Genomic DNA, 20,385 nt, shown 5'->3' on the forward strand with positions numbered 1-20,385 from the left:
GCAACACAGCATCACAGCATCACCAGCGGCCCGGTTGGGCCGTGCAGAGATTGCAGAAGATTCCTGGGGGTCGGCCCCCAGACCCCTTAAGAAACTTCGGGCCCAACAAGGAGAGCAGGGAACCCAGATGGCGGAGCTCACGATCCGGCCGGAGGAGATCCGGGACGCACTGGAGAACTTCGTCCAGTCGTACCAGCCGGACGCGGCCTCGCGCGAGGAGGTCGGCACGGTCAGCCTGGCCGGTGACGGTATCGCGAAGGTCGAGGGTCTTCCCTCGGCCATGGCGAACGAGCTGCTGAAGTTCGAGGACGGGACCCTCGGTCTCGCGCTGAACCTCGAAGAGCGCGAGATCGGTGCGATCGTCCTCGGCGAGTTCAGCGGCATCGAGGAGGGTCAGTCGGTGCAGCGCACCGGCGAGGTCCTCTCCGTCGGTGTCGGTGAGGGTTACCTGGGTCGCGTCGTCGACCCGCTCGGCAACCCGATCGACGGTCTCGGCGAGATCGCGACCGAGGGCCGCCGCGCCCTCGAGCTGCAGGCCCCGGGCGTTATGGCCCGTAAGTCGGTGCACGAGCCGATGGAGACCGGCTACAAGGCCGTCGACGCCATGACGCCGGTCGGCCGCGGCCAGCGTCAGCTGATCATCGGCGACCGTCAGACCGGTAAGACCGCGCTGTGCGTCGACACGATCATCAACCAGCGCGACAACTGGCGCTCGGGCGACGTGAACAAGCAGGTTCGCTGCATCTACGTCGCCGTCGGCCAGAAGGGCTCGACCATCGCGTCCGTTCGCGGCGCCCTGGAAGAGGCCGGTGCGCTCGAGTACACGACGATCGTCGCCGCCCCGGCGTCCGACCCGGCCGGCTTCAAGTACCTGGCGCCGTACACCGGCTCCGCCATCGGTCAGCACTGGATGTACCAGGGCAAGCACGTCCTGATCGTCTTCGACGACCTGTCGAAGCAGGCCGACGCCTACCGCGCCGTGTCCCTGCTGCTGCGCCGCCCGCCGGGCCGTGAGGCCTACCCGGGTGACGTCTTCTACCTGCACTCGCGTCTGCTCGAGCGCTGCGCGAAGCTCTCGGACGAGCTCGGTGCCGGTTCGATGACGGGTCTGCCGATCGTCGAGACCAAGGCGAACGACGTGTCGGCGTTCATCCCGACCAACGTCATCTCCATCACCGACGGCCAGTGCTTCCTGGAGTCCGACCTGTTCAACGCCGGCCAGCGTCCGGCCCTGAACGTCGGTATCTCGGTCTCCCGTGTCGGTGGCTCCGCCCAGCACAAGGCGATGAAGCAGATCTCCGGCCGCCTCCGTGTGGACCTGGCCCAGTTCCGTGAGCTCGAGGCGTTCGCCGCCTTCGGTTCGGACCTGGACGCCGCCTCCAAGGCGCAGCTGGAGCGTGGACAGCGGATGGTCGAGCTGCTCAAGCAGGCTCAGTACCAGCCGATGCCCACCGAGAACCAGGTCGTCTCCGTCTGGGCCGGCACCACCGGCAAGATGGACGACGTTCCGGTCGCCGACATCCGTCGCTTCGAGGCCGAGCTCCTGGCGTACCTGCGCCAGAACCACTCGGGCCTCATGACCTCCATTCGTGAGGGCGGCAAGATGTCGGACGACACCCTGCAGGCCGTGGGCGACGCCATCGCGGAGTTCAAGAAGCAGTTCGAGACCTCTGACGGCAAGCTGCTGGGCGAGGACGCTCCTGCCGCCGTCAACGTCTCGAAGTGACGACGGAAGGGACCTGACTCATGGGAGCGCAGCTCCGGGTCTACAAGCGTCGCATCAAATCCGTCACCGCGACGAAGAAGATCACCAAGGCGATGGAGATGATCGCCGCCTCGCGTGTCGTCAAGGCGCAGCGCAAGGTACAGGCGTCCACGCCGTACGCGACCGAGCTGACGCGTGCGGTCACGGCGGTGGCCACGGGTGCGAACGACAAGCACCCGCTGACCACCGAGGCGGAGAACCCGATCCGTGCCGCGGTTCTGCTTCTTTCGAGCGACCGCGGTCTGGCCGGCGCCTTCAACTCCAACGCCATCAAGGCGGCGGAGAAGCTGACGGCCAAGCTGGAAGGCGAAGGCCGTGAGGTCGCCGTCTACGTCGTCGGCCGTCGTGGCATCGCGCACTACAACTTCCGCGAGCGGAAGCTGGCCGGTACGTGGACCGGGTTCACGGACCAGCCGTCGTACGGCGACGCCAAGACGATCGCGGCTCCGCTGATCGAGGCGATCGAGCAGGACACGGCGGAGGGTGGTGTGGACGAGCTCCACATCGTCTACACCGAGTTCGTCTCGATGATGACGCAGACGGCGGTCGAGGCCCGGCTGCTGCCCCTCAGCCTCGACGAGGTGGCGAAGGAGGCGGGCGACTCGGACACGCTTCGTCCGCTGTACGACTTCGAGCCGTCGGCGGAGGACGTCCTCGACGCCCTGCTGCCTCGGTACGTCGAGAGCCGGATCTACAACGCGCTGCTCCAGTCGGCTGCTTCCAAGCACGCCGCCACGCGACGCGCGATGAAGTCGGCGACCGACAACGCGGGAGACTTGATCAACAACCTCTCCCGACTTGCCAACGCGGCCCGCCAGGCCGAAATCACCCAGGAAATCAGCGAGATCGTCGGTGGCACCGCAGCCCTGGCCGACGCGACCGCGGGGAGTGACAAGTAATGACGACCACTGTTGAGACGGCCGCCGCCACGGGCCGCGTCGCCCGGGTCATCGGCCCGGTCGTCGACGTGGAGTTCCCCGTCGACGCGATGCCGGCGATCTACAACGCCCTGCACGTCGAGGTCATGGACCCGACCGAGGAGGGCGCGACCAAGACGCTGACCCTCGAGGTCGCCCAGCACCTCGGTGACGGCGTCGTCCGCGCCATCTCCATGCAGCCCACCGACGGTCTGGTCCGCCAGGCCCCGGTGACCGACACGGGTACGGGCATCACCGTCCCGGTCGGCGACGTCACCAAGGGCCGTGTGTTCAACACGCTCGGTCAGGTGCTGAACGACGACGAGTCCACCGTGGCCGACGCGCCGCGCTGGACGATCCACCGCAAGGCCCCGGCCTTCGACCAGCTCGAGTCCAAGACCGAGATGTTCGAGACCGGCCTGAAGGTCGTCGACCTTCTCACCCCGTACGTCAAGGGTGGAAAGATCGGTCTGTTCGGTGGTGCCGGTGTCGGCAAGACCGTTCTGATCCAGGAAATGATCGTCCGTGTGGCCAAGCTGCACGACGGTGTGTCGGTCTTCGCGGGCGTCGGTGAGCGTACCCGTGAGGGCAACGACCTCATGGTGGAGATGGAGGAGGCCGGCGTTCTGGACAAGACCGCGCTGGTCTTCGGCCAGATGGACGAGCCCCCGGGCACCCGTCTCCGTGTGGCCCTCGCCGGTCTGACCATGGCGGAGTACTTCCGCGATGTGCAGAAGCAGGACGTGCTGTTCTTCATCGACAACATCTTCCGCTTCACCCAGGCCGGTTCCGAGGTGTCGACCCTGCTCGGCCGTATGCCCTCCGCGGTGGGTTACCAGCCGAACCTGGCCGACGAGATGGGTCTCCTCCAGGAGCGCATCACCTCGACCCGTGGTCACTCGATCACCTCGATGCAGGCGATCTACGTCCCCGCGGACGACCTGACCGACCCGGCTCCGGCCACCACCTTCGCCCACCTCGACGCGACGACGGTTCTCTCCCGTCCGATCTCCGAGAAGGGCATCTACCCGGCCGTGGACCCGCTGGACTCCACGTCCCGGATCCTGGACCCGCGCTACATCGCGCAGGACCACTACGACGCCGCCACGCGCGTCAAGGGAATCCTGCAGAAGTACAAGGACCTCCAGGACATCATCGCGATTCTCGGTATCGACGAGCTGAGCGAGGAGGACAAGCTCGTTGTCCACCGCGCCCGCCGTGTCGAGCGATTCCTGTCCCAGAACACCCACGCGGCGAAGCAGTTCACCGGTGTGGACGGTTCGGACGTTCCGCTCGACGAGTCGATCGCCGCGTTCAACGCGATCTGCGACGGTGAGTACGACCACTTCCCCGAGCAGGCGTTCTTCATGTGCGGTGGCATTGAGGACCTCAAGGCCAACGCCAAGGAGCTCGGCGTCTCCTGAGCCCCGTGCTCGCCGAGGGGGGCGGGATCCGTCCCGCCCCCCTCACCACGCCCATTAGAATTGACCCCAACACCCGGCACGACCGCCGGGTGGTGACCCGAGGAGCCACCCTTGGCTGCTGAGCTGCACGTCGAGCTGGTCGCCGCGGACCGGAGTGTCTGGTCCGGCGAGGCCACCCTGGTCATCGCGCGTACCACCTCCGGCGACATCGGCGTCATGCCCGGCCACCAGCCGCTTCTCGGTGTGCTGGAGTCGGGCCCGGTGACCATCCGTACGAGTGAGGGCGGGACTGTTGTCGCCGCCGTCCACGGTGGATTCATCTCTTTCGCCGACGACAAGCTGTCTCTGCTCGCGGAGATCTGCGAGTTGGCGGACGAGATCGACGCCCAGCGCGCCGAGCGCGCGCTGGAGCGCGCGAAGTCGGATTCCGACGCCGCCGCCGAGCGGCGCGCCGATGTCCGACTGCGCGCGGTGTCCGTCCGCTGACGGTCCGCGCGGAGTAGTGCCCTCAGCCGCGGCACGGTCTGGAATTTTCCGGACCGTGCCGCGGCTGAGGCGATGCAGATGCAGGTTGTATTCGGTTCTGCCGGCGGTGTCGGCTACGGGACGCAGCGAGGAGGTCGGTGAAGATGTTCCTCGCTCTGCTCGTGTGCGGCCTGGTCGTCGCACTGGTGGTGATCGGGCTCTTCGTCTTCGGACTGCGCCGCAGGCTGATCCAGCGTGCCGGCGGCACCTTCGACTGTTCGCTGCACTGGAACGTCCCCGACGATCCGGATCCGAGCGGCAAGGGCTGGGTGTACGGCGTCGCCCGCTACAGCGGTGACGAGATCGCCTGGTTCCGTGTCTTCTCGTACGCGCCCCGCCCGCGCCGTGTGCTGGAGCGCTCGTCCATCGTGGCTCTGGAGCGCCGGACGCCGGAGGGCGAGGAGGAGCTCGCGCTGCTCTCGGACGCGGTGATCCAGCCCTGTATGTACGAGGGCGTCCGTCTGGAGCTCGCGATGAGCGAGGACGCCCGGACCGGCTTCATGGCCTGGCTGGAGGCGGCGCCTCCGGGGCAACGGGTGAATGTCGCTTAGATTCCCTGCCCGTTGAGTGGGGGTCCCCCCGGACGGAGTCCGGGGGAGGGTGAATGTCGCTTGATGGGACCTGAGACGTGAGAAAGCGGGGGACGGCGTGCTGCGCCGTCCCCCGCTTCGTCGTAGGGCTAGTTCAGACCGGTGTTGATGGCGCCGACGAGCTCGCCGTTGCCGGTGTCACCGCTGAACTCCCAGAAGAACGCGCCGCCGAGGCCCTGGTTCTTCGCCCAGCCCATCTTGGACGTGACCGTGGACGGGGTGTCGTAGCTCCACCAGTTGCTGCCGCACTTGGCGTAGGCCGTGCCCGCGATGGTGCCGGTGGTCGGGCAGGAGGTCTTGAGGACCTTGTAGTCCTCGATGCCCTGCTCGTAGGTGCCCGGCGCGGGGCCGGTCGCCGTGCCGCCGGGGGTGGCCTGGGTGACGCCGGTCCAGCCGCGCCCGTAGAAGCCGATGCCGAGCAGCAGCTTCTTGGCCGGGACGCCCTGCGCCTTGAACTTGGCGATCGCGTCGGCGGAGTTGAAGCCCGCCTGCGGGATGCCGGCGTAGGAGGTGAGCGGGGAGTGCGGGGCCGTCGGGCCCTGCGCCGCCCAGGCGCCGAAGAAGTCGTACGTCATGACGTTGAACCAGTTCATGTACTGCGCGGCGCCCGCGTAGTCGGTGGCGTCGATCTTGCCGCCGGCGGAGCCGTCGGCCGTGACGGCCGCGGTGACCAGGTAGTTGGCGCCGAACTTGGCGCGCATGGCCTGCATCATGTTCTTGAAGGCGGCGGGGCCGCTGGTGTCACAGGAGAGACCGCAGGCGTTGGGGTACTCCCAGTCCAGGTCGATGCCGTCGAAGACGTCGGCCCAGCGCGGGTCCTCGATGAGGTCGTAGCAGGACTGCGCGAAGGCGGTCGGGTTCTGCACGGCCTGGCCGAAGCCGCCGGACCAGGTCCAGCCGCCGAAGGACCACAGGATCTTGATGTTCGGGTAGGCCTTCTTCAGCTTGCGCAGCTGGTTGAAGTTGCCGCGCAGCGGCTGGTCCCAGGTGTCGGCGACGCCGTCGACGGACTGGTCGGCGGTGTAGGCCTTGTCGTAGTCGGCGTAGGAGTCACCGATGGTGCACTTGCCGCCCTGGACGTTGCCGAACGCGTAGTTGATGTGGGTGATCTTGGACGCGGAGCCCGAGGTCACGATGTTCTTCACGTGGTAGTTGCGCCCGTAGACGCCCCAGTTGGTGAAGTAGCCCATCTTCACCGCGTTGGGGAGCGGCTGGCCGCCGTCGCCACCGGTGGTGCGGACGGGGACCGGGCCGGCGGCGGGGCCGGTCTGGTCGATGGTGTCGCGGGCGACGACCGTGTAGCTGTAGTCGGTGCCGGCGGCCAGGCCCTGGTCGGTGTGGGTGAGGCCGGTGACCGTGGCGATCTTGGTGCCGTCGCGCAGGACGTCGTAGTTCTTGACGCCCTTGTCGTCGGTGGCCGCCGTCCAGGTGAGCTTCACCGAGGTGTCGGTGATGTTGGAGGCGACGGGGGTGCCGGGGGCCGACGGGGGGTTGTCGCCGGGCTGGGTGGTGCCGTCACAGGCGGCGCCGTTGATCTTGCAGCCGGTGGGTGCGCCGGCGCCGGCGCCGTTGTAGCCGAAGGAGACGGAGGCGCCGGGGGCGAGGGTTCCGTTCCAGCCGACGTTCTTGGCGGTCCAGTGGGTGCCGGAGCTGGTGACGGTGGCGTCCCAGGCGGAGGTGACGGAGGTACCGGTGGGGTAGTCCCACTCGACGGTCCAGGAGCTGATCGTGGTGGTACCGGTGTTCTTGACGGTCCAGTTGGCACCGAATCCGGTGCCCCAGTCCTGGGTCTTGGTGTACGTGGCCGTGGCCGAGGTGGCCGCTTCGGCGGGGGTGGCGAGGCCGACCATGGCGGCCAGGGGCAGGATCAGGGCGGTCAGACCGGCAGCGGCCCGGTGTCTGAACCCTGTTCTGCGCGTCGGTGCTTGAGTGCTCAACGGTGCTCCTCAAGTTGCGGACGGACATGGGTGGGGGTGGTCCGTGAAGATGCGCGCGCCCCGCGAGCGTAGGAAGGTCTGGACCAATCGTCAAGAGGTCCAGACCAACGTCGCCGATGTCCTCCTAGACCCCCAACTCCTGTGCTAAGACGGCCGCTTGAACCCTGCTCCGCAACTCCAGCTTGCCCAGGACCTTGCTGACATGGGTCTTCACCGTCGCCTCCGCCATGTCCAGCCGCACCGCGATCTCCGCGTTCGACAGGCCCTGGCCGAGCGTCTGGAGCACCTGCCGCTCCCGGGGCGTCAGTACGTCGAGGACCGAGGGATCGGTCCCAGCCGCCGGCCGCACCGGCCGCCCCGTCGCCGCGAACTCCGCGATCAGCCGCCGGGTCACCGCGGGCGCGATCAGCCCCTCGCCCCGTGCCACCGTCCGTACCGCCTCGATCAGCTCCCGCGCGTCCGCGTTCTTCAGCAGAAAGCCCGACGCCCCGGCCCGCAGCGCCCCGAAGACATACGTGTCGAGATCGAAGGTCGTCAGGACCAGCACATCGGCCAGGCCCTCCGACACGACGATCCCGGTCGCCGTCACCCCGTCCATCCGGGGCATCTGCACATCCATCAGGACCAGGTCCGGGCGCAGTTCGCGCGCCAGCTCCACCGCCCGCTCACCGTCCGCCGCCTCCCCGACGACCTCGATGTCCGGCGCGCTGCCCAGGATGAGCACCAGCCCCGCCCGTACCGCGGACTGGTCCTCGGCGACCACCACCCGCACTGTCATGCCCGCTCCTCGTCACTCGCGTCCATGGGCAGCTCCGCCCTGACCCGCCACTGCCTGCGTCCCCCGCCGTCCGTCACCGGACCCGCGTCGAACCTTCCGTCGAGCAGGGCCACCCGCTCCCGCATGCCCACCAGACCGGCCCCCGAGCCGGGGGCGGTCGGGCCGGGGCGCTCCCCGTACGGACTCGTCACCTCGACCGTAAGGGCTCGTGGTTCCCGGCCGAGCACCACCCTGACCTCGCCGGGCGCCGCGTGCTTGAGCGCGTTCGTCAGGGACTCCTGCACGATCCGGTACGCGGCCAGCTCCACCGGCGCCGGAAGACCCGCCATGGACTCCCGGGTGTCGTCGAGGACGAGGGCGAGCCCGCTCGGGACCGCGTTCACCCGTGCCTGGTCGACCAGGGCGTCCAGACCGGCGAGCGTGGGCGCGGCGGCGGGCTCCGCGTCCCCGCTGCTGTCCCGGAGGAGTCCGATGAGCCGCCGCATCTCCGAGAGGCCCGCCACGCTGTTCTCCCGGATCACGGTCAGCGCCCGCCGGGTGGTGGCCGGTTCGTCGAGCGAGAGCGCCGCCGTGGAGTGGATCGCGATCGCCGAGAGGTGGTTCGCCACCATGTCGTGCAGCTCGCGGGCCATCCTGGCCCGCTCGGCCACCACGGCCTGCGCCCGGTCCATCTCGGCGAGCAGCGCCGTCTGTTCGGCCCGCAGCCGGGCGGCCTCGGCCGCCTCCCGGTGGTTGCGCACGATGGAGCCGGTCACCGCGGGCATGAAGGAGATCATGGCCGTGATCACCCCGACGAGCAGGGCGAGGGCGTTCTGCCACCAGACGAGGAAGCCGATCGTCACCGCGACCGTGATCAGCCCGGTGGAGTACGGGATGCGGCGGGCGGAGGCGGGCGGGCCGTACACGACGGCGGCGTAGACGATGTCCGTGAACATCAGGACCGTGACCAGGTTCCCGTTGGTGAACTGGTCCGCGACGATCGCGAGCGTGCCGACGGCCAGCGCGGTCTGCGGCAGCGTCCGGCGCACCGCCTCCGCCGAGGCCATCACCGCGAGCGGGATCAGCGCCGCCCCTCTCTGGTCGAGGACGCGGTCGCCGGTCGTGTACAGCCCGTAGGACCACAGGAGCAGCCCGCAGGCGAATCCCGCGACGGCGATCAACAGGTCGTGGCGGTGAGGGCGGGGGAACGTCACGGACTCATCCAACACGCCCGTACCCGCCCCGACCTCCTCGTCCGGGCCGATCCGTCCCTCCGTCGAAGGATGTAGGCGTACGTCGTCACCGGCGACGACGTATGCGGCCGGATCCCACGGGACGCTGAGGGGGAACCGAAAGGGGAACCGCCGTGATCGTCACGCTGATCGTCGTCTGCGAGGTCGGCTTCTGGGTCCTGCTGGCCGCCGGCCTCGCCACCCGCTACCTCCTGAAGATACCCCGGGCGGGTATGGCGCTGCTCCTGTGCGAGCCGCTCCTGGAGGTGCTGCTCCTGATCGTCACCGCGATCGACCTCAAGAACGGCGCGGACCCCAGCTGGAAGCACGGCCTGGCCGCCCTCTACATCGGTTACACCGTCGGCCACGGCCACCGCACCGTGAAGTGGCTCGACGGACACGCCGCCCACCGCTTCGGCGGGGCCCCGCCGCCGCCGAAGCCGCCGAAGTACGGCATGGCCCGTGCCCGCCACGAGGGCGCGCTCTGGCTCGGCACGGTGGTCGCCGCGGCCGTCGCCTCGGGCCTGCTGCTCCTGGCGGCCCGGTACGTGGGCGGCGACGGGAACACCGAGGGGCTGTACGGCTGGATCTTCGTCGCCTGGCGGGCGGCGGGCATCCACGGCCTGATCGCGCTCAGCTACGCGATCTGGCCGAAGAAGGCCCCGGTGAACGCCTCGGTGAACGCCTCGGAGAGGGCCCCGGAGAGGGCCCCGGAGAGGGCCCCCGAGAAGGACTCAGCGGTCCCCGCCCGGGACCCAGAGCACGTCCCCGACCTCCTTGTTCGCCGAGCGGGCAAGGATGAAGAGCAGGTCTGACAGCCGGTTGAGGTACGTGGCGGTCAGCGGGTTCATGGTCTCGCCGTGCACCTCCAGGGCCGCCCAGGTGGAGCGCTCCGCCCGCCGGACCACCGTGCACGCCTGGTGCAGCAGTGCCGCGCCGGGCGTGCCGCCCGGCAGGATGAAGGAGCGCAGCTTCTCCAGCTCCTCCAGGAAGCGGTCGCAGTCCGCCTCCAGCTTGTCGACGTAGCTCTGCTCGACCCGCAGCGGCGGGTACTTCGGGTCCTCCACCACCGGTGTGCACAGGTCCGCGCCCACGTCGAAGAGGTCGTTCTGGACCCGGACGAGGACCTTCACGAGCTCCTCGTCGAGCTGCCCGAGGGCGACGGCCGTACCGATGACGGCGTTGGCCTCGTTGGCGTCCGCGTAGGCCGAGATCCGCAGATCCGTCTTGGCGGTCCGGCTCATGTCGCCGAGCGCCGTGGTGCCCTGGTCGCCGGTGCGGGTGTAGATGCGTGTCAGATTGACCATGGGGCCCAGCCTAGTTAGGCACCGGCCTTCCGGAACGTCCGTGTGCCCACCGTCACGGCGAGCGCGGCGGCCCCGAGGGCGACGAGCACCCCGTACAGCAGGGTCGGGGTCGTGTAGTGGCCGATGTACGCCTCCCGGACCGCGTCCACCAGGTACCGGAACGGCATCAGGTGCGAGAGCGCGTCGAGCCAGCCGGGGGCGAGGGCCATCGGCAGCATCAGGCCCGACAGCAGCATCGCCGGCATCGCGAGGGTGTTGATCGCGGGCCCGAACTCCTGCGGGGTGCGCAGCCTGAGGGCCAGGGCGTACGAGAGCGAGGCCAGCGTCACCGACAGCAGCGCCACGAAGCCGAAGCCGATGAGGATGCCGGCGAGCGGCGCCCTGAGACCCATCGGCAGGGCCACCAGGACGAGCAGCACCGCCTGGAAGACGAAGAGCGCGGTGTCCCGCAGGACCCGGCCGAGCAGCAGGGCGAGCCTGCTGACCGGGGTGACGCGCATCCGGTCGAACACTCCCCAGTTCTTCTCCATGATGATCGAGAAGCCGGCGAACGAGGCTCCGAAGAGGCCGAGTTGGAGCAGCAGTCCGGGGACCAGGATCTGCCAGGAGTCGCCCTCGCGGCCCAGGGGGAGCCCGGTGAGCAGCGGTCCGAAGAAGAACAGGTAGAGCAGCGGCATCAGGGCGCCGAAGAAGATCTGGAACGGGGAGCGCAGGGTCTGTCGGGCGTAGCGCCCGAAGAGCAGCGCCGTGTCGTGGAGAAGCATCGGATGTCCTCGGGGACTGGGTGGCCAGGGGCCTAGACGGCTACGGGGGCGGTGTCGACGGGCGCCGGGCCGCGCCCGGTGACGGCGAGGAAGGCGTCCTGCAGGGTGGCCGCGCCGTGGGCGGCCTTGAGGGCGGCGGGGGTGTCCTCGGCGACGACCGTGCCCTTGTCGACGATCACCAGGCGGTCGGCGAGGGCGTCGGCCTCGTCCAGGTAGTGGGTGGTGAGGACGACGGTGGTGCCGTGCTCGTCGCGGAGCCGCCGCACCAGGGCCCACAGGTCGGCGCGGCTGCCGGGGTCGAGGCCTGTCGTCGGTTCGTCGAGGAAGAGGATCTCCGGCCGGTGGGTGAGGCCCATCGCGAGGTCGAGCCGGCGGCGCTGGCCGCCGGAGAGCGCGGGGGTCGGGCGGTCGAGGAGCTCGGTGAGCCCGAGGTCGGCCGCGAGTTCCTCGGCGCGGGCCGTCGCGCGGGCCCGGTTCATGCCGTAGAGCCGGCCCTGGAGGACGAGCTCGGAGCGGACGGTCTCCTGGGGGTCGAGGCCGCCGGACTGGGCGACGTATCCGATGCGGCGGCGGACGGCGGCGGGGTCCCGTACGAGGTCGTGGCCGGCGACGGTGGCGGCGCCGGAGGTGGGTGGGAGGAGGGTGGTGAGCATCCGGAGGGTGGTGGTCTTCCCGGCGCCGTTGGGGCCGAGGAGTCCGAGGATCTCGCCGGGCCGGACGGTGAGGTCGATCCCGCGGACGGCCTCCACGGGGCCGCTCCTGGTCGAGAAGGTCCGGGCGAGCCCGGCCGTGCTGATGATGGGCATGGCGACTACAAAAACAGAGTCACTGAAATTTTGCAATGTCACCAAAAATTAAGCGGCACCGAAATTTCAGGGAGTCTAGGATGGCGGGCATGGCCGAGGGACTCAGGGAACGCAAGAAGCGTGAGACGAAGCAGCGGATCTCCGACATCGCGACCGGACTCTTCCTGGAGCGCGGCTTCGTCCCCGTGACCGTCGCGGACGTCGCCGAGGCGGCGGACGTCTCCGTCAACACGGTCTACAACTACTTCCCGGCCAAGGAGGACCTCTTCCTCGACCGGATGGACGGCGTCACCCAGCGCCTCGCCCGGATGATCCGCGGCCGCGACCGGGGGGAGTCCGCCGCCCGCGCCGTCCTGCGCGAACTCCGCCAGGACATCGGGGCGGTCTCACCCGCGTACGGACTCATGGACGGCTTCGACGCCTTCATGAACGTCATCGAGCACGCCCCCACGCTCAAGGCCCGGCTCTTCCACGTCCAGCAGCAGGTCCACGACGCCGTCGTCGCCACCCTCCGCGAGGAGACGGGCGCGCCCGACGACGACCCGCTGCCGCTGCTCGTCGGCGGGCAGCTCGCCTGGATCGAGAGCACCGTCGTCGGCTACATCACCCGTGAGATGACCACCGGGGGCAGGGCGACCACCGTCTCCCGCGAAGCCCTCGTGCTCCTCGACGAGATCGAGGAGCTGCTCAGCGAGAGGGTCCTGGGCTACGCGGTCCGGGAGGGCTGAGCCGCCCCGTAGGGGAAGGCCCGGTCACGCGGTCCGGGAGGGCTGAGCCGCCCTGTAAGGGAAGGCCCGGTCACGCGGTCCGGGAGGGCCGGCGGGTCGCCACCGCGGCCAGCACGTGGGCGGCGCGGACCGCGTCCTCCTCCGTCGTGAAGCGGCCGAACGAGATCCGGACGCTGCCCCGGATCCGCTCCGGCGGCAGCCCGATCGCCCGCAGGACGTGGGAGGGCTCCTGCGCCGAGCTGTTGCAGGCCGAGCCCGTCGACACCGCCAGATCGGCGACCTCCAGGAGCAGCTGCTGCGCGTCCACGTCCGGGAAGGACAGATTGACGGCGTGCGGCAGGAAGCCCGGCCCCGTACCGCTGTTGAGCTCGTACGGGACGAGCTCCGCGAGCCCGGACAGGAACAGGGCCCGCAGGCCCGCGAGCCGTACCGCCTCCTCCTCCCGGCGGGCCGCGAGGATCCCGACGGCCGCGCCGAGGCCGATGACCGCGGCGGTGTTGAGGGTGCCCGCGCGCAGCCCGCGCTCCTGGCCGCCGCCGTGCAGCAGCGGCACCAGCGGCGCCCGGTCCGAGTGCCGGTTGGCGACATAGAGGACGCCGACGCCCTTGGGGCCGTAGATCTTGTGCCCGGAGAAGGTCAGCAGATCGACACCGAGCGCCCCGACGTCCACCGGCAGCGAACCCACGCCCTGGGTCGCGTCGCAGTGCAGCGGGACGCCCGCCGCCCGGGTCAGCGCGCCGATCTCGGCGACCGGCTGGATCGTGGCGATCTCGTTGTTCGCGAGCATCACCGAGACCAGCGCGGTCTCCGGCCGCAGCGCCGCCGCCACCCGGGCCGGGTCGACCCGGCCCGTGCCGTCGACCGGCAGGACCGTCACCTCGTGCCCCGCCTGCCGCAGCGAACGGCAGGTGTCGAGCACGGACTTGTGCTCCACCGCCGTCGTCACCACGTGCCGGGGCCCGCCGGTGCGGGCGGCCGGGCCGACGACCCCCTTGATCGCGAGGTTGTTGCCCTCCGTCGCACCGGAGGTGAAGCAGATCTCGCTGCGCCCCGCCCCGATGAACCGGGCCACCGCCCCGCGGGCCCGCTCGACCTCGCGGAAGGCGCGGATGCCGGCGGCGTGCGGGCTGGACGGGTTGGCGTAGCAGTGGGTGGCGGCGAAGTGCATCGCCTCGACGACCGCCGGGTCCGCCGGGGTGGTCGCCTGGTGGTCGAGATAGATCGTGGACATGCCGGTGCTCTCCCTCTTCCGCTGGGACGGTGCTCGGGTCGGACGCGTGGTCAGAAGTCGTACGCCGTGTAGGTCAGGGCCAGCGGATCGGCGCAGGCCGCGTCGGCGAAGACCAGCACGATCTCCTCCTCGGGGGTGCCCAGGGTGCGGAGGTAGATCTCGGCGCCCTTGGTCACCTTGTCCCGGTCCGCGAGCGAGTTGATGTCGACGACATGGCGGGGGCCGCAGTCGGGGAAGGCCCGCAGCCGGGCGAAGTAGCGGGCGAAGTACTCGGCGACGATCAGTGGGCAGCGGGGTACGACCCGGTCGTCCGTGACGACTCCGGCGAGCACTTTCTCGTACTGGCGGGAGCGGAAGAGGATCTCGTCCCCGGCGCGGGTGAACAGCGGCCGGGCCGCGGGATCGCGCAGCCATCGCTTCATCGAACGGGCGGCGCGATTGCGCAGGTTCCGCTCACGGGTGACGGTGAAGGAGATCCCCGCCCCGGCGGCCGAGGCGGTGAGCGGGGAGAGGTCGGTCTCCGCGGGGCCGGCGGCCGGGAGCGTGCAGACGTCGGTGGAACAGGACATCCCGAGGTCGTTGACGATGACGTCGTAGAGCACCTTGTTGCCGCGGTGCAGCCGGCGCGCGGCCGCGCCGGTCTCCTGGGCGAGGGCGAAGGAGTTGAGCGAGAAGGCGCCGATGCCGGCGGTCGTGTCGAAGTAGCCGCCGGCGACGAGGACCGCCGAGCGGGACGTGGTGGAGACGGTCTCCAGGAGGGGTGCGACCCGGGCCGGGACCTGATGGCCCCGGGGGCTGATGGTGCTCGTGGTGCTCGTGATGCCGGTCATGTGTGCACTCCGTTCTTCCGTGACGGGGATCGATCGGACGGTGCGGGGGGCGGGTCCGGTGGTGTGTCCGGGGCCCGGCCCGTGCCGACGGCCGCGACCACGACGCAGAGGACGGCGGCCCACTGGAGCCACGACAGGTGTTCGCCGAGCAGGGCGAGACCGACCAGGGAGGCGATGACGGGCTCCACCGTCGACAGGACGGCGAAGACCCGCGGGGGCATCCGGCGCAGCGCGGCGAACTCCAGCGAGAACGGGACCACGGTGGTGAGGACGGCCACGGCGAGCGCGGCCCCGAGCACCGCCGGCCGCAGCAGGACCCCGGGGGAGGGAAGGCCGAGGGCCGGGGCGGTGGGCAGGGCGAGGACGGCGGCCACCGTGAGCCCGAGGGCGAGGCCCGAGCCGCCGGGGAGGGCCCGGCCGACCCGGGACCCGAGCAGGATGTAGCCGGTGAGCGCGGCCCCCGTGAGCAGGCTCGCGGCGAGCCCGACCGGGTCGTCCATGCCCTTGGTGCCGCCGAGGACGAGCAGACCGAGGCCCGCGAGCGCCACCAGGAGCCGGTCGAGCGCGCGCCGCGAGGTGAGGGCGGCGAGCAGCAGCGGTCCGCTGAACTCCAGCGTCACCACGACGCCGAGGGGGAGCCGTGAGGTGGCCTCGTAGAAGGAGAACTGCATCACGGCGAAGACGGCCCCGTAGGGGAGCAGCAGTCTTCCGTGGGTGCGCAGGAGCCGGGGTGCGGGCCGGGTGAACAGACAGAGCAGGGCGGCGGCGACGAGCAGCCGTAACAGGGTGGCGCCGGCCGGGCCGGTCTCTTCGAAGAGCCGCTTCGCGAAGGCGGAGCCGAACTGGAGGCTGATCATGCCGGTCAGCAGGAGCAGGGGGGCGGGGACGGTCCTCCGGGCGTACGGGCGCATGACGGCAGCTCCTCTCGGGCGGCGGCAGCCGGACAAGGTGCGCTCGACCATATACCCCCCATGGGTATGTGGCGACCGTGGGGGCGCCCGAACCGGGCGCTGAGGGGTGCTGTGAGTGTGACGTCCGTCAAAGAGGGCGTGACGCGCATTACTTCGCGGTCACATGGCGCCTCCCGACCGCTAATCTCCGCCGGAGAGCCAGAAGTGAACAGGCGTTAAGGGGTGGAACATCGTGGCCAGGAAGCTCGCCGTCATCGGAGCCGGACTCATGGGGTCCGGCATCGCACAGGTCTCGGCACAGGCGGGCTGGGACGTCGTACTGCGTGACGTCACCGACGCCGCCCTCACGCGCGGCACCGACGGCATCAAGGCGTCGTACGACCGGTTCGTCGCCAAGGGCAAGCTGGACGCCGCCGCCGCGGAGGCCGCGCTCGGCCGGATCACCGCCACAACCGAGCTCGAAGCCGTCGCCGACGCGGACATCGTCGTCGAGGCCGTCTTCGAGAACCTCGACGTCAAGCACGAGATCTTCCGCTCGCTCGACAAGGTCGTGAAGGACGGTGCCGTCCTCGCCTCCAACACCTCCGCGATCCCGATCACCAAGATCGCCGCGGTGACCGGGCGTCCCGAGGCCGTCGTCGGCGCCCACTTCTTCTCGCCGGTCCCGATGATGCAGCTCTGCGAGCTCGTCCGCGGCTACAAGACCAGCGACGAGACCCTCGCCGCCACCCGGGAGTTCGCCGAGTCCGTCGGCAAGACCTGCATCGTCGTCAACCGCGACGTGGCCGGCTTCGTCACCACCCGGCTCATCGCCGCCCTCGTCGTCGAGGCCGCCAAGCTCCAGGAGTCGGGCGTCGCCACCGCCGAGGACATCGACATCGCCTGCAAGCTCGGCTTCGGCCACGCCATGGGCCCGCTCGCCACCGCCGACCTCACCGGCATCGACATCCTGGTGAACGCGGCCAACAACATCTACACCGAGTCCCAGGACGAGAAGTTCGCACCGCCGGAGCTGATGCGCCGGATGGTGGACGCGGGTGACATCGGGCGCAAGAGCGGGCAGGGCTTCTACAAGTACTGAGCCGTACCCGCCACCCCGCATCACCCCGTGGGGTGAATTTCGGTACCGGTTCGCTGACAAGGCGCAACGCTTCTGCCGGTGCGGCAGTCAGTTGTTGCGAAGACGGAGCACTCTCGGGGAGCGCATATGCACATCAGGGGCGACCATGTCGAGCTGGTCGTCGGGGGCCGCCTCGACGTCCGGTCCGCGGCGGACGCCCGTACGGTCCTGCACTCGGCCGTCGACGACGGAGTCGGCGACCTGGTGCTCGACCTGACCGGCCTCGACTCCTGGGACGCGACCGGGCTCGGCGTCATCATGGGCGCCCACCGGCGGGCCGGCCGCTGCGGCCGGCGCCTCGTCCTGCGCGGGGTGCCGCCCCAGATGCAGCGGCTGCTCGTCGCCACCCGGCTGCACCGCATCCTCGCCATCGAGGGCGGCCTCGCCCTGGAGTCCCTGCCCCGGGTGTGACACCGGGGTGCGACGGCCGGGAGCGGGCGCCGACGGTGCGACGGCCGGGAGCGGGCGACGGCGGTACGACGGCCGGGAGCGGGCGACGGCGGTACGACGGCCGGAGTGGACGACGGCGGTACGACGGCGGGGGTGGACGACCCGGTGCGGCCGCCGGGGCCGACGGGCGTGTGAAGCCGCTGTGTGAACCAGGCGTCACACTCAATCCTCACAAGACCGTGACGTCTTGGTCTCCGGGGCACCCCAGCTGTTCCCGACCGCCTGACCACGGTCTAGGGTTCGGTCGCCTGCACATTGACGGACCCACCCGGCGGGCACCGGACACCGCTTCTTGGGGGCTTGGACCATGGACCCGATCAACCGGGGGCCGGAGGAGTACGGACACGACGGCGAGAGCGACGACGCCCGCCAGGGACGCGGCACGGCCGCGCCCGCACCCGCGCGTGCCCGCGTCGTCCGGCTCGTCTCCGGCGACCTGCTCGTCACCGTCAACCCCGTCGACGGCAGCGAGATCGAACCCTGCCCGCCCGGACAGGAACCCGCGGCCCCCCGCCCCCGTACCGCCGAGGAGCGCGCCGAGGCCGTCCGCGCCGCCGCGCCGCCCGTCCCGCCGGGGCCGGCCGCGCCCGCACTGCCCCTCCTCGAACGCCAGGAGGAGCGCGAGCGCCTCGTCGGCATCCTCGGCCGCGGCCGCTCCGCCCGGCTGACCGGCCCCGCGGGCTCCGGCCGCACCGCCCTCCTCGACGCCGTCGCCGCCGACTGCGCCGGACTCGCCCCCGACGGGGTCGTCCGGCTCTCCGGCCACCACCGCACCGCCCCCGAACTCCTCCACGAGCTCTTCGTCGCCGTCCGGTACGCCCCGAACCACCGGCCCGGCCGTGCCGTGCTCCTCGACCGGCTCCGCGAGATCGGCGCCGTCGTGGTCGTCGACGACCTGGAGTTCGGCGGCGCCGCCCTCGACGAGCTCCTCGCCGCCGCCCCCGAGTGCGCCTTCCTCCTCGCCGCGGGACCCGACACCCCCGCCCCGTCGGCCGACGCCCACGTCGAGGACCTCCACCTCGCCGGCCTCGGCCGCGGTGCCGCCCTCAAGCTCCTGGAGAGCGCCGTCGGCCGCACCCTCACCGACGACGAGGCCAACTGGGCCGGCGACCTCTGGTTCGAGTCCGAGGGCCTGCCGCTCCGCTTCGTCCAGGCCGGGGCGCTGCTCCGCCAGCGCGACAGGCTGCGTGTCACCCCCGCCGAGTTCGACGCCTTCGGAGCCCTCGAGGAGGCCTTCGGGCCGACCGATCCCGACGCGGCGGCGGCCGCCGCCGCTGCCGCCTTCGACGGGGTCGACGACCCCGACGTCGAACTGCGCGAGATACCCCTGCCCAGCCTCGGCGAGGGCGCCGCCCCGGCCGCCCTCCTCGCCTCCCGGCTCAGCCGCTCCGCGCAGACCGCCCTGCGCTTCGCCGTCGCCCTCGGCGGCGAGGTCCCGCACCAGGCCCATCTGCCGGCCCTGGTCGGCGACACCCACGCCGACGCCGCCCTGGGCGAACTCATGGCCTGTGGCCTGCTCTCCCCGGCCGGACCCCGCTACCGGCTCGCCGCCGGCGTCCTCACCCAGCTCCTCGCCCAGGGGTACGCCACCGAGGGCGCCGACCGCGCCCACACGGTCGCCCAGCACTACGCCTGGTGGACCGCCCACCCCTCCGTCACCCCCGAGCGGGCCGCCGCCGAGTCCGACGCCCTCCTCGCCTCCCTCGCCGTCCTCGTCGCCGGCGCCGGTGCCGAGGACGGCGAACACCGCGCCACCGCCGTGGCCCTCGCCCGCGCCGCCGCCCCCGCCTTCGCCGCCGGACTGCACTGGGGCGCCTGGGAGCGCGCCCTGCGCGCCGGGCAGGAGGCCGCCCGGCTCACCGGTGAGGTCGCCGAGGAGGCCTACTTCCACCACGAGCTCGGCGTGCTCGCCCTCTGCGCCGGAAACCTGGAGCGGGCCCGCGCCGAGCTGGAGGCCTCCATCGGCATGCGCGGGGTGCTCGCCGACAAGCGCGGCACCGTCGCCGGCCGCCGGGCGCTCGCCCTCGTCGCCGACCTCGCCGGAGAGCACGTCACTCCGGCCCGCGCCGAGGAACCCGTCTCCCCGCCGCGCGGCACCCCCGCCCTGCGCGGCCCGGCCGCCTCCCGCCCGGCAAGGCAGGCGCCCGAGCCCGCCACCGCCGTGTTGCCGGGCGGAGCCGTCAAGCCGGCTCTGCCGGGCGGTCCGGGGCGGGGCGCCGCCAAGCCCGCGTTCCCCGGCTTCGCCGACGAGGGGCCGACCCTCGTCCCCCGCCCCGACACCGCCAAGGGCGGCGGCCGTACCGGCCTCGCGGCCGGCATCCTCGGCGGCGCGCGCCGCAACCTCGCCGCGGTCGGCGCGGGCGCGCTGCTCGTCGCCGTCCTCGGCACCGTCGTGACCCTCGGCGCCACCTCCGGCAACGGCGAGGACCCGGCCACCAACAGCGTCACCTCCGACAGCACGGCGACGGAGGACTCCACCGGCGACGGCTTCGACGAGGAGCAGCCGGACGAGGGCGAGCCGGGGAAGCCGGGCGAGACCGGCGCGGCCACCCGCTCCGGCTCCCCGGACCCCTCGGCCTCCGGGAGCGCCTCTCCCTCCGGTTCCTCGGGGTCGGGCACTCCGGGCTCGACGGGCCCCTCCGGCAGCCCCTCGTCCTCGGGCAGCTCGTCGGCGCCCACGACGGCGCCGACGACGACGGCCCCGCCGACGAACCCGACGACCAGGCCGCCGCGCCCGACGACGACGGGTCCGAAGCCGCCGACCTCGACGAGCAAGCCGCCGACGACGACGACCCCTCCGCCGGTGACGACGACCCCGCCGCAGCCGACCACGGACCCGCCGACCACCGCGCCGACGACGGAGGAGAACAGCCCCAGCAACACCGCCTCCTCGACGCTCGGCGGCGTACCGACCCCCGGCGAGTCCACCGGCTCGGAGTCGCCCGCCTGACGAACGCTCCGGAGCACGAACGCTCCGGAGCACGAACGCTCCGGAGCACGTGCGCTCCGGAACGGAGAACGGGGACGGCCCCGGGTGCGATCACCGCACCCGGGGCCGTCCCCGTACCGCTGTGCCTGCCACGCCCCGGAG

Annotated in this window: 19 protein-coding genes; 10 read left to right on the top strand and 9 right to left on the bottom strand. The window is 71.4% G+C overall.

From position 1 onward, the window contains the following. Nucleotides 1-127: 127 nt before the first annotated feature. From atpA to ACH4MY_RS13565, 5 genes are all read left to right on the top strand, one after another. A complete protein-coding gene (gene atpA, locus ACH4MY_RS13545; RefSeq protein ID WP_030321094.1) occupies nucleotides 128-1,726 on the top strand; it encodes a F0F1 ATP synthase subunit alpha in 1,599 nt (532 codons plus the stop codon). Between the two features lie 20 nt (nucleotides 1,727-1,746). Continuing rightward, nucleotides 1,747-2,664, top strand: a complete 918-nt coding sequence (locus tag ACH4MY_RS13550; RefSeq protein WP_398001939.1) for a F0F1 ATP synthase subunit gamma — start codon at nucleotides 1,747-1,749, stop codon at nucleotides 2,662-2,664. Beyond that, nucleotides 2,664-4,106, top strand: a complete 1,443-nt coding sequence (gene atpD, locus ACH4MY_RS13555) for a F0F1 ATP synthase subunit beta (protein ID WP_398001942.1) — start codon at nucleotides 2,664-2,666, stop codon at nucleotides 4,104-4,106. Before ACH4MY_RS13550 ends, atpD begins: the two co-directional genes overlap by 1 nt. A 111-nt stretch (nucleotides 4,107-4,217) precedes the next feature. Next, entirely contained in the window at nucleotides 4,218-4,592 is a 375-nt protein-coding gene (locus ACH4MY_RS13560) for a F0F1 ATP synthase subunit epsilon (RefSeq protein ID WP_033206798.1), read from the top strand. Between the two features lie 143 nt (nucleotides 4,593-4,735). Next, nucleotides 4,736-5,182, top strand: coding sequence for a DUF2550 domain-containing protein (locus ACH4MY_RS13565; protein ID WP_398001946.1), 447 nt, complete (start codon nucleotides 4,736-4,738; stop codon nucleotides 5,180-5,182). A gap of 128 nt (nucleotides 5,183-5,310) precedes the next feature. Here the strand turns inward: ACH4MY_RS13565 and ACH4MY_RS13570 are convergent, their stop codons facing one another. From ACH4MY_RS13570 to ACH4MY_RS13580, 3 genes are all read right to left on the bottom strand, one after another. Beyond that, a complete protein-coding gene (locus tag ACH4MY_RS13570; RefSeq protein ID WP_398001949.1) occupies nucleotides 5,311-7,158 on the bottom strand; it encodes a glycosyl hydrolase family 18 protein in 1,848 nt (615 codons plus the stop codon). Between the two features lie 124 nt (nucleotides 7,159-7,282). Beyond that, nucleotides 7,283-7,936, bottom strand: coding sequence for a response regulator (locus ACH4MY_RS13575; RefSeq protein ID WP_398001952.1), 654 nt, complete (start codon nucleotides 7,934-7,936; stop codon nucleotides 7,283-7,285). Next, on the bottom strand, nucleotides 7,933-9,129 hold the full coding sequence (locus ACH4MY_RS13580) for a sensor histidine kinase (protein ID WP_398001954.1): 1,197 nt from the start codon (nucleotides 9,127-9,129) through the stop codon (nucleotides 7,933-7,935). Before ACH4MY_RS13580 ends, ACH4MY_RS13575 begins: the two co-directional genes overlap by 4 nt. A 152-nt stretch (nucleotides 9,130-9,281) precedes the next feature. Between ACH4MY_RS13580 and ACH4MY_RS13585 the strand changes: the two genes are divergently transcribed. Continuing rightward, a complete protein-coding gene (locus tag ACH4MY_RS13585; RefSeq protein WP_398001957.1) occupies nucleotides 9,282-9,962 on the top strand; it encodes a hypothetical protein in 681 nt (226 codons plus the stop codon). Here ACH4MY_RS13585 and ACH4MY_RS13590 read toward each other — a convergent pair. From ACH4MY_RS13590 to ACH4MY_RS13600, 3 genes are read right to left on the bottom strand one after another with little or no spacing between them, the layout of a single operon-like run. Beyond that, nucleotides 9,882-10,454: a cob(I)yrinic acid a,c-diamide adenosyltransferase gene (locus ACH4MY_RS13590; protein ID WP_398001960.1), complete on the bottom strand. Its 573-nt coding sequence runs from the start codon at nucleotides 10,452-10,454 to the stop codon at nucleotides 9,882-9,884. The genes ACH4MY_RS13585 and ACH4MY_RS13590 overlap by 81 nt on opposite strands. A 14-nt stretch (nucleotides 10,455-10,468) precedes the next feature. Further along, a complete protein-coding gene (locus ACH4MY_RS13595; protein ID WP_398001963.1) occupies nucleotides 10,469-11,218 on the bottom strand; it encodes an ABC transporter permease in 750 nt (249 codons plus the stop codon). 32 nt (nucleotides 11,219-11,250) lie between these two features. Further along, on the bottom strand, nucleotides 11,251-12,024 hold the full coding sequence (locus ACH4MY_RS13600) for an ABC transporter ATP-binding protein (RefSeq protein ID WP_398001965.1): 774 nt from the start codon (nucleotides 12,022-12,024) through the stop codon (nucleotides 11,251-11,253). A gap of 89 nt (nucleotides 12,025-12,113) precedes the next feature. On the opposite strand from ACH4MY_RS13600, the gene ACH4MY_RS13605 reads away from it, so the two are divergent. Continuing rightward, a complete protein-coding gene (locus ACH4MY_RS13605) occupies nucleotides 12,114-12,752 on the top strand; it encodes a TetR/AcrR family transcriptional regulator (protein ID WP_398001968.1) in 639 nt (212 codons plus the stop codon). 70 nt (nucleotides 12,753-12,822) lie between these two features. Here ACH4MY_RS13605 and ACH4MY_RS13610 read toward each other — a convergent pair whose 3' ends face one another. Genes ACH4MY_RS13610 through ACH4MY_RS13620 form a run of 3 tightly spaced genes read right to left on the bottom strand, consistent with a single transcriptional unit; the run spans nucleotide 12,823 to nucleotide 15,724 of the window. Beyond that, nucleotides 12,823-13,983, bottom strand: a complete 1,161-nt coding sequence (locus ACH4MY_RS13610; protein WP_398001971.1) for a cysteine desulfurase family protein — start codon at nucleotides 13,981-13,983, stop codon at nucleotides 12,823-12,825. 50 nt (nucleotides 13,984-14,033) lie between these two features. Further along, nucleotides 14,034-14,813: a hypothetical protein gene (locus tag ACH4MY_RS13615; RefSeq protein ID WP_398001974.1), complete on the bottom strand. Its 780-nt coding sequence runs from the start codon at nucleotides 14,811-14,813 to the stop codon at nucleotides 14,034-14,036. Then, complete coding sequence (locus tag ACH4MY_RS13620) at nucleotides 14,810-15,724, bottom strand: EamA family transporter (protein ID WP_398001976.1); 915 nt, start codon at nucleotides 15,722-15,724, stop codon at nucleotides 14,810-14,812. The genes ACH4MY_RS13615 and ACH4MY_RS13620 overlap by 4 nt, the downstream gene beginning before the upstream one ends. 232 nt (nucleotides 15,725-15,956) lie before the next feature. Between ACH4MY_RS13620 and ACH4MY_RS13625 the strand changes: the two genes are divergently transcribed. The 3 genes from ACH4MY_RS13625 (at nucleotide 15,957) to ACH4MY_RS13635 (ending at nucleotide 20,244) form a co-directional block, all read left to right on the top strand. Then, nucleotides 15,957-16,805 (top strand): 3-hydroxyacyl-CoA dehydrogenase family protein, encoded by an 849-nt coding sequence (locus ACH4MY_RS13625; protein WP_398001978.1) that lies wholly within the window; start codon nucleotides 15,957-15,959, stop codon nucleotides 16,803-16,805. Nucleotides 16,806-16,931: 126 nt separating this feature from the next. Further along, nucleotides 16,932-17,255 (top strand): STAS domain-containing protein, encoded by a 324-nt coding sequence (locus ACH4MY_RS13630; protein ID WP_030210572.1) that lies wholly within the window; start codon nucleotides 16,932-16,934, stop codon nucleotides 17,253-17,255. 346 nt (nucleotides 17,256-17,601) lie between these two features. Next, the gene (locus ACH4MY_RS13635) at nucleotides 17,602-20,244 is read left to right on the top strand and encodes an ATP-binding protein (protein WP_398001981.1); all 2,643 of its coding nucleotides are present in this window, start codon (nucleotides 17,602-17,604) and stop codon (nucleotides 20,242-20,244) included. Nucleotides 20,245-20,385: the final 141 nt, after the last annotated feature.

This window comes from Streptomyces sp. NPDC017246 (assembly GCF_044331325.1).
In the GTDB taxonomy this organism is placed as follows: Bacteria; Actinomycetota; Actinomycetes; order Streptomycetales; family Streptomycetaceae; genus Streptomyces.